Raw genomic sequence first — 12,729 nt, 5'->3', positions numbered from 1 at the left:
CAGAGCGATACTAAATGTTTTGATACTTCATATATCAAGCAATATCAGTAGATTAATTGTATTTATTGTGTTAAATGAGAATAGTACCAACGATTACAATATAAGGAGGTTTATCAATAATGAGCAAAAAAATCGCTACACTAGTAACAGACTTGTTTGAAGATGTAGAATTCACAGAACCAGCACAAGCATTCAAAGATGCTGGTCATCAAGTGACCACAATCGACATACAGGCTGGAAAAGATATTACTGGTAAAAAAGGGGAAGCAGTGAAAATAGATAAAGGAATTGGGGAAGTTAAACCTCAAGACTTTGATGCTTTATTCATACCTGGCGGCTTTTCTCCTGATTTATTACGTGAAGACGATCGTTTTGGTGAATTTGCAAAAGCATTTATACAAGAAGGTAAACCTGTTTTTGCCATTTGCCACGGCCCACAAGTATTAATTGATACAGACCTATTAAAAGGCGTCGACATAACAGGTTTCAAATCAATAAGGAACGATCTCAAAAATGCAGGTGCTAACTACAAAGATGAAGAAGTTGTCGTAAGCAATAATATTGTAACAAGCCGTTTTCCGGATGATATTCCTGCCTTTAATCGTGAATCCTTAAAATTATTAGCTGAATAATAGCGTATGTACTCAATAGTATCGTTTTTTAGAAATTAATATTTCCCAATGAACTTCAACACATAAAGGGTTTAATTAAGAAAGGGGTATTACTATGTCATTAAGTGGTAAACGAGTAGTTGTTTTAGGGGGTACTTCTGGTATTGGTTTAGCAACTGCCAAAGCGTTTCAGGATCAATCAGCTCAAGTGATCATTGCCAGCCGTTCTGTTTCCAAATTAAATGAAGCAAAACAAGTTCTCGGAGGCAATGTAGAAGGACATGAAATCGATTTTCGAAGCGAAGAAAAAGTAGCAGAATTTTTCAGCAGGGTTGGGAAATTTGACCACCTTGTGGTAACAGCAGGAGAAGGAGCAATGGGGCATTTTAGCGAATTGCCTGTGGCAAGTGCAAAAGAGGCGTTTGATAGCAAGTTCTGGGGGCAATATATTTCCGTCCGTTCAGCACTTCCATATTTAAACAAGGAGAGCTCCATTACCTTAACCTCTGGTGTATATGGCGTTCGTCCTCCCGAAGGAGCTACTACGCTCGCGGCAATCAATTCAGCCATTGATGGATTGGTTCGAGGGCTTTCCGTAGACCTGGCTCCTATCAGGGTAAATGTGGTTTCACCTGGAATTGTAGACACTCCAATCTATGCTGGAATGCAAGAGGATCAGAGGCTGGGAATGTTCAACGGCATTGCACAGCAGCTTCCTGTTGGACGGATTGCAAAGCCGGAAGACATAGCTGAAACCTATGTATACCTAGCTAAAAGTGCTTTTACTACTGGTACGGCTGTTCTTATTGATGGTGGAGCCCACTTAGTATAATGGCATAAAATAGATTTTTGAACGGAAGCTTATCACCCTGCCAGGCAGCGGTTCTGACAAAAAAGAAATAAGGGAAGAATTAAAGTGATTTACTGGTGGCAATACTGTAAAAGAGTATTGCCGCCTTTTTTGTTTTAGGTACAAAAAAAGATACAAAGGAAGTGTTTTTAATGAGTGCACTGGACGAAAATAAATTAACAAAAATAAAAAATGCCCTTGAAAGCAGTGTAGTTACATTGCCAGATGGAACTTCTCTGCCACGAATAGGACAAGGAACCTGGTATATGGGAGAAAATCCTCAAATGAGAGGAAGGGAAATCAAAGCTTTACAACTCGGAATAGAATTAGGCATGAAACTAATAGATACGGCGGAAATGTATGGTGAAGGTGATTCTGAACGCTTAGTGGGTGAAGCAATTAAAGGACGTAGAGATGACGTCTTTTTAGTATCAAAGGTGTACCCTCATCATGCTGGATTAGATATGATTGCCAAAGCGTGTGAAAACAGTCTAAAAAGGCTGGGAACCAGCCATCTTGATTTGTACCTTTTACATTGGCGGGGGCGCGTGCCATTAGCAGAAACGATTGAAGGAATGGAAAAGCTGCGCAAGGAAGGGAAAATAGTAAGGTGGGGAGTCTCTAATTTTGATACCGATGATATGAAAGAGTTATGGGACACCACTAACGGAAAAAATTGTATGACTAATCAAGTATTATACCATCTTGGCTCAAGGGGTATAGAGTATGATCTCTTACCATGGCAGCGGGAACATCACGTGCCTATTATGGCATATAGCCCGCTGGCTCAAGGAGGTTCTTTAAGAAAACAACTGTTAACAGATCCAGCCATTTTACAGATTGCAGATAAATACGCTGTACAACCCTTACAAATCGCTCTTGCCTGGACAATTCGTTCTAACAATTGTATTGCTATTCCAAAAGCTGTTCAGGAAGAACATGTAATAGCAAATGCGGAAGCTGCTATGATTGAATTATCAAAAGAGGATTTAAATAGACTTAATGAAGTATTTCCTCAACCGACTAGAAAAATGCCTTTAGACATTTTATAGAAGTTTAGGGGATAGACGGAAGAAAAGGGATTGAATGTGTATGTCAATAGAGGGATTGGAAGATTTACTCCCCTGCTTACATAAGTATATGGATTAAACTCTTCATAAAGGAACTGGCGGCGGATTTATTTATGAGCTTTGTTTGATTGAAGTAAATCGATATATATAAAATAAATTTGAAGGCGTTTTCCAGCCTGCAGTCCTGATTCAGACGAAAGTTGTAATTTGGGCGCAAATATGAAAAAGGTTCTCTTTAACCTTTTCTTGTGTTGTGCAGGAGGCCGGGGGTTAATCACCCCTCCAGCTCTCTTATATAATTCATTACCCGCCGGAAAAAATAAAAGACATTCTATATGAATGCCCTTTATATTAACAGTTGATATTTGATTTTTTACCAATATCCTTAACAACATCCTCCAGTGTCACGTTACCCAATACTTTCTCCATCGCTAACTGTGCAGCTGAAAAAATCGGCTCGATTGTGTTTTGGATGTGCCTTCCCACTTGACAGTCGGGGTTTGGATTTTCATGCATTCCAAACAACTCATTATCTTGTACAACATTAACAGCCTTGTATACATCAAGGAGTGTAATTTCCGACATTTGCTTGGCAAGCTTAGCTCCTGCGATTCCTGGATGCACTTCGACCAATCCTGCTTTCTTCAACATTCCCATAAGTTTCCTGATTACAGCAGGGTTCGTGTTGACGCTTGAAGCTAGAAAGTCGGAAGAGCTAATCCCTTTCTTATTAAACTCAATTAACGACAATATATGAATTCCAACAGAAAATCGACTGCTGATGGACATAAAGCATCCCTTCCGTTTGTAATTAATTCGATTACAGGTTTATTATACCTTAAAACCATGAAGAATAACAAAGGACAAACAGTTCAATAGTTGACTTGACATACACTTGTAATTATAATGATTACAGGTAATAAAAACAGTTACAGCTTTTAAATGAATCCAGGAGGGATATTATTATGAAATTGTTAGTTACAGGCGCCACAGGAAAACTTGGAACAAAGATCGTCGATACCTTATTAAACACTGTTCCAGTTGAGCAAGTGGCTGTCAGTGTCCGCAGTATAGAAAAAGCCGCAGAATTAAAAGCCCGCGGAGTAGACGTCCGGCAAGGGGATTTTGACAGCCCGGAAACATTGGATACAGCATTTGCAGGAATTGACCGCTTGTTAATTATTTCAGCTGATGGTGACAATGAAACAAGGATCCGCCAGCATTTAAACGCGGTTGCTGCAGCGGAACGCTCGGGTGTTAAATTTATTGCCTATACAAGTATAGCTAATGCTCCAGAAAGCACTAATCTAATGGCTCCGCCTCATGTTGCTACTGAAGCAGCCATCAAAAAAACGGGTATCCCTTATTCATTCCTTCGCAATAACTGGTACCTCGAGAACGAAATTCCAACCATCCAGGCTGTCATGTCTGGGGCACCATGGGTTACATCAGCAGGTAATGGCAAGGTCGGATGGGCTACACAGCGTGATTATGCAGAAGCTGCTGCTGCAGTTCTTTCCAGTAAGGGCCACGAAAACACAATCTACGAACTGTCAGGGAAGTTATTGACCCAGGAAGAACTTGTGTCCGAACTAGGCAATGTCCTGGGTAGAGATGTTAATGTGCAGCAGGTAGATGACACTGCCTATGCGGCTATCATGAAAGATGCGGGTCTCCCGGAATTCATTCTCCCGCTTCTAGTCGGTATTCAGGAAAGCATTCGAAACGGTTCTTTGGAAATAGAAAGCAATGATTTCGAAAAGCTTCTTGGACGTCCAGCTACACCGGTCAAAGAGGCATTGACTGAAATGGTTAAAGAAATTTCTCAGGGAAAATAAATAAACAAAATACAACCTGCCTTCATAAATAGAACTGGCCAGTTCTTGGTTCATTATGTTTTAAAAATGGGAGGGTTCTTCTTTAGATACCCCATTATGATGACATCAGGCATATGCTTTCATGTATATCGTTTTGGTATATTTGGAAAAACCCTGTTTATCAGGTAGTTGCGGCAATCATGCCTCTTTAAGCTTTAACTAAAGAACAATTACCTATCAACAAACCTGGTACAGCAATAGGCTTGGCTTATGAAGGAATTCATGGTGAACTTTAACATTGTGAACATGTAGGAATGTGCCTGTGTAGTATAATCTGCACAGGTTTATTCTTTTGCACGTTACGGCCGCATTCTATAATATATCTTCTCTGTCGAATACGCTCAAAGCTACAGCTGCGATTGTAATGCTTGCTCGCTTGATTATTATGAACGACAACAATAAAAAACAGTCCGGATAGCAGTACTTGCAAATCTTTACGTGAAAAAATATAGAAATAACGATGCGTTGGTCCAGGAGGATTAACGTCTTTTTTTATGGTAACTAATTCAATTCTTATCCTGCTAATATTAAAAACGGTCCAACAAGTATATTGGTGGCCTTTTTTTATTTGAGTAATAAGACCTATATCAGCTCATTATTTAGGAAAAAAGAACTTATTTTTTCGCTAAATTATTACAAATTTGAGCAAGCCTATATTCTTATGGTTTAATATATGTGGAATATAATTACATTTTTAGAATATTGAGGTGTATACTCATGTCGCTTGCATCTTTATATAAGAATTTAGAAAAAAAACAAGAAGAATTGAGAAGACTTAGTGCTGCTGCTAAGGACATGGATTCAGTATATCTTGACTATGAAGAAAATCACTCTTTATGTTTGAAGCCGGAGCTGTCGGATCAAACCTGGCACGGTACGATGGCCGAAAAATTCCACACTCATCGAGAGCTAAATATTAGTGATGAATATAAAGAAATACTTATTGTACAATTTCCCGCTATTTTTTCATTAGTGGCAAATAAAATAGAAGAACTGAAAAAGGAAATTGAAGAATTACTCCGGGTAATTGCAGAAGCTGAATCAGAAATATAGGGGGCTTTTTGTATGAGTAAACAAATCAAGATTGATTATGCAGAGGTTGGTAAAGCGCTAAACGCTTTAAAAGGATCCTCAGATTTGTTAAATTCGACCCTAAAAGAAGTGGAAGGAAGCAACAAATTAGATGTAATTGAAAAATTAGTGAGTATTAGAGAAGAGATGCATAATCTGGTATTAACCTATAAACAGGTTCTGAACCATAATATTAATGCAACGGAAGAGTCTATACACTCCATGAAAGAAACAGATGAAATAATCTCCACATCCATCAGGCAATAATTTAGGAGGTTACTATGAAAATAATGCATGTAAAAGCTTTAATAGCAGAATTGGATGTTACGAATCAATCAATTAATTCGGCACAAAATCAAATCCGGCAAATTTACGAAGATGTTAAGAAATTATATTCATTAGAAGATGAGTTTCAAGGTAACGGAGCAAAAGCCATTAAATCCTTCTATGAATATAGTCACGCCCCTTTTTTGAAAGCATTTGACTTGTTCCTGATAAAGTTCAGAAGGGCATTAGCAGGAATAGCAGACGAATATCCTGTTGTTGAACCAAAGGAAGAGGGATTTATAACGGAAGAGTTCTTAAGCGGGGATGTAACCGAAGGGTTAACGAAGATTAAAAATAAAACGATGGAATTGACTGATGAGATGAATGATCTTATCCAAAGTGTGCAAGACATCGTTTCCCTGCCGGAGATTAATGATGATAAAGTTATAGAGGGCACGAATAGTTCCAAAGCCCGGGTAGAAAAAACACTGGAAAACCTTTACACTTTTGATAGTGAACAGTTGAAAAATTTACTAGAAATTGAAGAAGAAGTAAAAGTATTGATTAGATATGTTAATGATTTAAGTACCATGTTTGAAAGTGGAAAGATAACTGTGAACACGTTTAAATCACAGCAAATAGAAAAAAATGAGAACTTTAAAAAGATGAATCAGAACTTGGAAACTATCGAATGGTCTTCAATTCGGTTAGGAAGTGATGCAGATATATTCCTTGATGCGACTACTCCTTTTTCTTCTTATTCGAATACCTTTGGTACATTAACAGAATTCGCGGGAGTTACAGAAGCAGCTTACAATGTTAAGAAGCATGGAGTGAAAATAGAATTTCATAAAGGTAGTTGGATAGTGAAGAATGGACATCGCATAGGAATTAAAGATGGCAAATATCCAAAGAGTTATATTGAGTCTCAAGTAAAACGTGGGAATATACCTAATGTCGCAAAGTATGTAAGAGCATCCTCAGCTGTAAAAGAGTCGTTTAAAGGTAAACTTGGCTATGTGGGAATTGCTTTTACTGTGGGGGAAAATATGTATGGAAATATTCGTGCTAACGCCCCTACATCTAAGATTGTTGGAGATGCAATAGTTGATGTAGGTGTTGGTGCAGTCTCACTAACTTCCGGGACAGCGCTTGCAGCTTTATTGATAGCTGGTGGGGGAACATTAGCTGCTGCGGCAGGTATAGGTGCAGTAGCCTCTTTTGGATTAGGTTATGTTTTAGAAGGTATCAAATATGGAAAGTCAGAAAAATCAATTTCTGATTCTTTAAAGGATGGAGTGGAATCCGGAGTAGAGACCATAGCGGGCTGGTTAAAATGAGGCATTTAAAAAATATTACAGGGTGATTATGAATGTTAAAACTTCCAGAAGAAACAAGGTACAGACAACTACCGAACCATGTGCAATTACAATTAGAACCGTTTTCCATATTAAATATTAAACCTTTTATATTTGGGTTCACTTTTATATTATTAGACGCTATCATATTGGTTCCATTATTAGTTCCGCGTATAGAAGCTTTATTGTTTATAACTCTGCCTTTAATCGGTTTTGTGAATATTTGGGCTCTGGCATTATTGTTTCGGAAACCATATAAAACAGAACTTGAATCTCTGCTTTTTTTGGGATTTCTAGGAGGCGTGGGTGCTATTAGTTATTTTATTCTGTTTCTAAAATATTCATTCATGGCTGGGATTAATACATGGATATTTTACGTAATTATGACCGTTATTTTTTTACTCATTGTTTACTTTTTTATGAAGCATCAGCTGATTCGTTATTCAAAGATAAATAAAGAGCCTGAAAAAAAGACACCTAATTGGCATTATAAGTTACTTTCAATAGCAGCTCCAGTTGGATATTTATTGGCACAATATATAAAGGATCAACCAACGGAATTTGTACTATGTGTAATGTCTTTGGTTTTTCTATATATTTCAATCTTTTATGTTTCTTTTTTAGCAAAGTACTTACATAAATATTTATTTATTAAAAAGAATAAAAGGTTGGTTAGTCTAGCAAAAGATTACCATAATTAAAATGAAGCAGTTACTTAAATTAATTAATGAAATTAGCTAAAGGCATCTTCTATGTGTATTAGCTAGTTATACAGAATCATACATATAAAAATTATGAAAAGTAAAAATTATTTCTATAAAGGAATTAATATTATGGCCGGATGGGTGGATTAAAATTGATTAAGATTCCTGGAAATCTAAAATATAAACAGCTTCCTGAACATATACAGACCCATTTGATACCATATTCCATTTATAACGTAAGATTTGCTTTAGTTGTTTCTACCTTTTTAATGTTAGATCTGTTTAGTCTTGTTCCATTGCTGGTTCCTAAACAGCCTTTAGTCTTTTGGGTAAATGTACCGTTGATGATTTTTATAAGCATATGGGCCATATGGCTATTGATTAGAAAACCGGAAGATACAGAATTAGAGTTTGTCCTGTTTCTTGGCTGCTTAGGAGGCATTGGGGCAGTTTGTTACTTTACATTAGCATTGAAATATTTATATTTGGCTGAAATTAATTCTTTCTTTTATTTCAGTGCTTTAATTTTAATGTTTGTCGCATCGATCGTCCTATTCTTTAGGCATCAATTTAAACGGTATGCCTCTTTTAGTGAAGAACAAAAAAAGAAAACACCTGCCTGGCATTACACTTTTGCTTACGGTGCCGTGCCAATCGGTTATGTAGCTGGACCTTATTTGGCCAATGGACCAAGCGGGCTCCCAATAATCGTATTGGGCATCATCTTTTTAATCTTCTCTTCATTTTTCATTTTCCTTTTCACAAAATATGTACATAAATATATATTTATGAAAACAAATATTCACCTTGTTAGATTTATGAATAAGAAAAATAAAATCAGGAGTAGATTGAATTATGGAAAATAGATTACTAACGAATGGTTCTATAGTACTTCTAAAGGGCGGGTCAACAAAACTTATGATATATGGAAGAAAACAACTTCTTGTTACCCAGGATGACCAAAACGGTAAGATGTATGATTACCTGGCTGTACCATATCCAGAAGGATACATCTCGCCTGAATATACCTATGTATTTGATCATGAAAGCATTGACACTGTTGTATTTCGCGGGTTTGTGAATGAAGAGGAAGAAGAATTTCAAGAGGTATTAAGGAAAGCCTAAAGCTGGTACTTTGGAAATTGACAGGAGAGCCATTGATAGTTTTAAACAAAGTTCGCTTAGTGCACACTCGTTCTAAGAAGCTAATAGAAGATACGTTGGACCAGTAAGATGAACGTATTTTTTTAATCTTAACTAACTAATTCATAAGCTTCTGCATCTGCATTTGGTTAAGAACTCTACAGAGAAGATTTTATGTCAGGGGGAATTCTATGGAACATGCAGAACTTGAAAAGCATATTCTCCAGCTGGAAATGCGGCTGATGACCTATGAAAACAACGAATTAAAGGAGCTCCTGGCAGATGACTTTCAGGAATTCGGAAGTTCAGGAAATACATATGATAAAAAGGCACAGCTGGAAGCGGCAGGAAAAACGGACAGAATTGCCATACAATTTATCGTGACAGACTTCAAGCTCGACATGCTGGCGACATATAGGACGATCAGGCATCATGATGGCAAGCAGGCACTGCGGAGTTCCATCTGGAAACAAAGCGGAGGCAGCTGGAAGATGCACTTTCATCAAGGAACACCAGCCGATCATTAGAGCAGTTTATCAATATTTCAAACTGAATGAATTTACATATCATACAGCACGTTTAATACAAGAATTAATATGAACAAGATAATAATTACTACCCATACTCTACTTGCTTTAATATCATCATTTAATTTTATCTTTTGTCGTTTTAATCTATATAAGTTTTGAATTTTTCTTTGCTTTTGGATTTTATCAGGTCTATCTACACTCATTTTATTTTCCTCCCTTTTGTCGTGGAAGTCCTTCAACGGCCTTTTAGAAAGTCTTTAGTCATAAAATTTTACCATGATTTTTTTAAATCTGTTCGCTTTGATAGAAAAAAAGAATACTTGTGTTATATGAACACTGTACGCTAATCGCCGGTGCCTTCCAGGATGCCCGGGAATCAGTGAATCAAATAGTGAGGTAACAAGGATAAAGCGCCTGTCAGTAATTTTTTGCTATTGATTTGGCAGCTTCTAGAATGACAGTGTTAATGCAAGACTCCTCCACTTCTCTTGTTAGTTTCACATTCCAAGCGGGTATACACCTTTTAGTAAACACTGCTTGAACGAACAAGGGGGAACTTATACATGCAATTTTTGGAGAATTTCAGCCCGGTCACCCAGGCGCTTTTCGCCACAATATTTACCTGGGGCATGACCGCACTGGGGGCGGCTGTTGTATTTGCCGCCAAAACGGTACATACAAAAATCCTGGATGCGATGCTCGGCTTTGCAGCAGGAGTAATGATTGCGGCCAGTTATTGGTCCCTGCTTTCCCCCGCGATTGAAATGTCGGAGAATCATGCAATAGGAGCATGGTTTCCGGCAGCATCCGGTTTCCTCCTGGGAGGGATATTTTTATGGGGAGTCAATAAGGTAATTCCCCATCAGCATCCAAGCGGATCAGGAGGGAAATCTGAGGGATTTCGATCGAAGGGCAGAAAGAGAAGCACACTTCTCGTGCTCGCCATCACCCTGCATAATATACCGGAAGGCCTCGCTGTGGGGATAGCCTTCGGTGCGCTCGCAAACGGCGGGACGGAAGCCACTTTGACAGGGGCTGTCACTCTGGCGCTCGGGATCGGCATCCAGAACTTCCCGGAAGGCGTGGCCGTTTCCATGCCTTTAAGAGGCGAAGGGATGTCCCGCAGGAAGAGCTTCCTGTATGGACAGTTTTCCGGAATGGTTGAGCCTGTCGCCGCAATCATCGGCGCACTTGCCGTTTCCTTCATTGAACCGCTGCTGCCCTATGCCTTGAGTTTTGCAGCCGGCGCCATGATCTTTGTGGTGGCAGAGGAAGTAATCCCAGGGTCACAGGAAAATGGACATAAGGACTTAGCAGCCATGAGTTTGATGGTTGGATTCGTCCTGATGATGATTTTGGATGTGGCATTGGGGTAGTATAGTTACCAGCATTCATATAGTCAAAAAAGCGTTCCTCAGTGCTGGGGAACGCTTTTTTTGTTTGCAACAACAAATAAATGCTAATTTTTAATAAAAAATTATTGTAAAACAATAAATCGCGTGGTAAATTCAGATAGAAAACAAAATAGTGAGGTGCTACTTATGAAACTTGGTTCAACCCTTTTTTTAAAGACAGCCCTGCTTTTTATCGGTGCCCCAATTCTTGCTTTATGCATATTCCTGGTGCCTGAAATTGCAGAATTTGCAGGAAGTTTATATCAGGATACTGTGTATATAAAATTCTTTGTGTATGGCCTTTTTTATGCAGCAGCGGTTCCTTTTTACATAGCCCTTTATGAGGCATTTAGACTTTTAAGTTATATAGACCGAAATGAAGCATTCTCGGATTTATCGGTAAGAGCTTTGAAGATTATCAAATACTGTGCCATTACAATCAGTATCCTGTTTACGGCAGGTATGCCTTTATTCTATCTTGTCGCCGAGAAGGACGATGCACCGGGGATTATCCTGATTGGGATGGTTCTCATCTTTGCATCGATGGTCATTGCAGTCTTTGCGGCCGTCCTTCAAAGACTGCTGCAGGAAGCCATCACGATAAAATCAGAAAATGACTTGACGGTCTGAGGTGATAACATGGCAATCATAATTAATATTGATGTGATGCTGGCAAAGAGGAAGATGAGCGTGACCGAACTTTCAGAGCGGGTTGGCATCACCATGGCCAATCTCTCCATTCTGAAGAATGCCAAGGCAAAAGCGATCCGGCTTTCCACACTGGATGCCATCTGCAAGGCGCTGGACTGCCAGCCAGGCGATATTTTGGAATACCGCAGTGAAGAGGAAGATTGACTTTAGGTAAAGGAGGGTGATTTCTATGTACTTGGCACACCAAAAATATGAATCGAAAGCCATCAGGGCGGGAAAGCAGCTCGTCCGCTTCGGCTGGGAGCAGGCACTGTCCTGCTTATTTCCTGTTGTGATCTTTGCCTCGCTCGCTGTTACAAAATACGCAGCGCTGCCGCTGCTGCCGAGATATGACTGGATGCTCCTCATCTGCCTTGGAATGCAGTGGTGGATGATGCGTACAGGGCTTGAAACAAGGGATGAACTAAAGGTCATCTCACTGTTTCATCTCATTGGGCTTGCTCTTGAGCTTTTCAAGGTACATATGGGCTCCTGGTCTTATCCGGAAGAAGGGTATTCAAAGATGTTCGGAGTCCCTTTATACAGCGGGTTCATGTACGCAAGTGTAGCGAGCTATCTCTGCCAGGCATGGAGGAGACTCAGCGTTGAAACCGTGGATTGGCCGCCCTTGTGGGCAGTAGTGCCGCTGTCTGCCGCCATTTACCTGAACTTCTTTACCCATCATTTCTGGGGAGATGCGCGCTGGTGGCTGTCTGCACTTGTCCTCCTCGTCTTTTGGAAATCATGGGTCATCTACGAGGTTGGCGGAAGCCGTTACCGTATGCCGATTGTCTTTTCCTTTATGCTCATCGGATTTTTCATATGGATCGCCGAAAATATCGCCACCTTCTTTGGAGCATGGGAGTATCCGAATCAAACCGATGCCTGGAGTCTTGTTCATCTTGGGAAGGTAAGCTCATGGCTCTTATTGGTGATCGTCAGCTTTCTGATTGTCGCGTCACTTAAGCAGGTCAAGAATCAGCCTTCTTATAAAAGCACTGGGTGACTAGCTTTTTCTGGCCGAGATACCCCATATAACCGCCCCTGATGCAGCGTCAGGGGTTTTCCTTATTTCTAAAGATAGGGCTAGACACGAAGCACTGTTCGTAAATAAAGCGCTTCATTAAACGAAGGATGCTTGTTTTGTAGTAAATTCTATAAAAC

The 12,729-nt window shown here is 39.3% G+C and carries 17 protein-coding genes; 15 read left to right on the top strand and 2 right to left on the bottom strand.

From position 1 onward, the window contains the following. Positions 1-119: 119 nt before the first annotated feature. The 3 genes from V1501_RS18940 to V1501_RS18930 all read left to right on the top strand — a co-directional run bounded on the left by V1501_RS18940 (position 120) and on the right by V1501_RS18930 (position 2,513). The gene (locus V1501_RS18940) at positions 120-632 is read left to right on the top strand and encodes a type 1 glutamine amidotransferase domain-containing protein (protein WP_409290430.1); all 513 of its coding nucleotides are present in this window, start codon (positions 120-122) and stop codon (positions 630-632) included. A 94-nt stretch (positions 633-726) separates the two neighbouring features. Further along, on the top strand, positions 727-1,443 hold the full coding sequence (locus V1501_RS18935; protein ID WP_409290429.1) for an SDR family oxidoreductase: 717 nt from the start codon (positions 727-729) through the stop codon (positions 1,441-1,443). Positions 1,444-1,613: 170 nt separating this feature from the next. Then, positions 1,614-2,513, top strand: a complete 900-nt coding sequence (locus tag V1501_RS18930) for an aldo/keto reductase (protein WP_409290428.1) — start codon at positions 1,614-1,616, stop codon at positions 2,511-2,513. 369 nt (positions 2,514-2,882) lie between these two features. On the opposite strand, the gene V1501_RS18925 is transcribed toward V1501_RS18930, so the two are convergent. Beyond that, positions 2,883-3,320 (bottom strand): Rrf2 family transcriptional regulator, encoded by a 438-nt coding sequence (locus V1501_RS18925; protein ID WP_409290427.1) that lies wholly within the window; start codon positions 3,318-3,320, stop codon positions 2,883-2,885. Positions 3,321-3,496: 176 nt separating this feature from the next. On the opposite strand from V1501_RS18925, the gene V1501_RS18920 reads away from it, so the two are divergent. The 8 genes from V1501_RS18920 (at position 3,497) to V1501_RS18885 (ending at position 9,478) form a co-directional block, all read left to right on the top strand. Beyond that, on the top strand, positions 3,497-4,369 hold the full coding sequence (locus tag V1501_RS18920; protein WP_409290426.1) for an SDR family oxidoreductase: 873 nt from the start codon (positions 3,497-3,499) through the stop codon (positions 4,367-4,369). Between the two features lie 756 nt (positions 4,370-5,125). Beyond that, positions 5,126-5,461 carry a YwqH-like family protein gene (locus tag V1501_RS18915; protein ID WP_409290425.1) on the top strand — a complete coding sequence of 112 codons (336 nt, stop codon included), beginning with the start codon at positions 5,126-5,128 and terminating at the stop codon, positions 5,459-5,461. Positions 5,462-5,473: 12 nt separating this feature from the next. Next, positions 5,474-5,746: a DUF5344 family protein gene (locus V1501_RS18910; RefSeq protein ID WP_409290424.1), complete on the top strand. Its 273-nt coding sequence runs from the start codon at positions 5,474-5,476 to the stop codon at positions 5,744-5,746. Between the two features lie 14 nt (positions 5,747-5,760). Further along, positions 5,761-7,086, top strand: a complete 1,326-nt coding sequence (locus V1501_RS18905) for a T7SS effector LXG polymorphic toxin (protein WP_409290423.1) — start codon at positions 5,761-5,763, stop codon at positions 7,084-7,086. 32 nt (positions 7,087-7,118) lie between these two features. After that, positions 7,119-7,805, top strand: a complete 687-nt coding sequence (locus V1501_RS18900) for a hypothetical protein (protein WP_409290422.1) — start codon at positions 7,119-7,121, stop codon at positions 7,803-7,805. 155 nt (positions 7,806-7,960) lie between these two features. Beyond that, positions 7,961-8,674, top strand: a complete 714-nt coding sequence (locus V1501_RS18895; RefSeq protein ID WP_409290421.1) for a hypothetical protein — start codon at positions 7,961-7,963, stop codon at positions 8,672-8,674. Beyond that, the gene (locus V1501_RS18890) at positions 8,664-8,933 is read left to right on the top strand and encodes a DUF4176 domain-containing protein (protein ID WP_409290420.1); all 270 of its coding nucleotides are present in this window, start codon (positions 8,664-8,666) and stop codon (positions 8,931-8,933) included. Before V1501_RS18895 ends, V1501_RS18890 begins: the two co-directional genes overlap by 11 nt. Positions 8,934-9,142: 209 nt before the next feature. Beyond that, entirely contained in the window at positions 9,143-9,478 is a 336-nt protein-coding gene (locus tag V1501_RS18885) for a DUF4440 domain-containing protein (RefSeq protein WP_409290419.1), read from the top strand. 32 nt (positions 9,479-9,510) lie between these two features. Here the strand turns inward: V1501_RS18885 and V1501_RS18880 are convergent, their stop codons facing one another. After that, positions 9,511-9,684 carry a hypothetical protein gene (locus V1501_RS18880; protein ID WP_409290418.1) on the bottom strand — a complete coding sequence of 58 codons (174 nt, stop codon included), beginning with the start codon at positions 9,682-9,684 and terminating at the stop codon, positions 9,511-9,513. A gap of 360 nt (positions 9,685-10,044) precedes the next feature. Between V1501_RS18880 and V1501_RS18875 the strand changes: the two genes are divergently transcribed. From V1501_RS18875 to V1501_RS18860, 4 genes are all read left to right on the top strand, one after another. Beyond that, positions 10,045-10,857, top strand: coding sequence for a ZIP family metal transporter (locus V1501_RS18875; protein ID WP_409290417.1), 813 nt, complete (start codon positions 10,045-10,047; stop codon positions 10,855-10,857). 165 nt (positions 10,858-11,022) lie between these two features. Then, positions 11,023-11,505 (top strand): DUF2975 domain-containing protein, encoded by a 483-nt coding sequence (locus V1501_RS18870; RefSeq protein WP_409290416.1) that lies wholly within the window; start codon positions 11,023-11,025, stop codon positions 11,503-11,505. Between the two features lie 9 nt (positions 11,506-11,514). After that, positions 11,515-11,730, top strand: a complete 216-nt coding sequence (locus V1501_RS18865; protein ID WP_409290415.1) for a helix-turn-helix domain-containing protein — start codon at positions 11,515-11,517, stop codon at positions 11,728-11,730. A gap of 25 nt (positions 11,731-11,755) precedes the next feature. After that, entirely contained in the window at positions 11,756-12,571 is an 816-nt protein-coding gene (locus V1501_RS18860) for a DUF817 domain-containing protein (protein WP_409290414.1), read from the top strand. The last annotated feature ends 158 nt before the right edge of the window (positions 12,572-12,729 follow it).

Origin of the sequence: Paraperibacillus esterisolvens (assembly GCF_046237625.1) — a bacterium.
Classification (GTDB): domain Bacteria; phylum Bacillota; class Bacilli; order Bacillales; family DSM-1321; genus Paraperibacillus; species Paraperibacillus esterisolvens.
The sequence above is the reverse complement of the archived record's forward strand: the minus strand, read 5'-3'. Positions and strand labels throughout refer to the sequence as shown.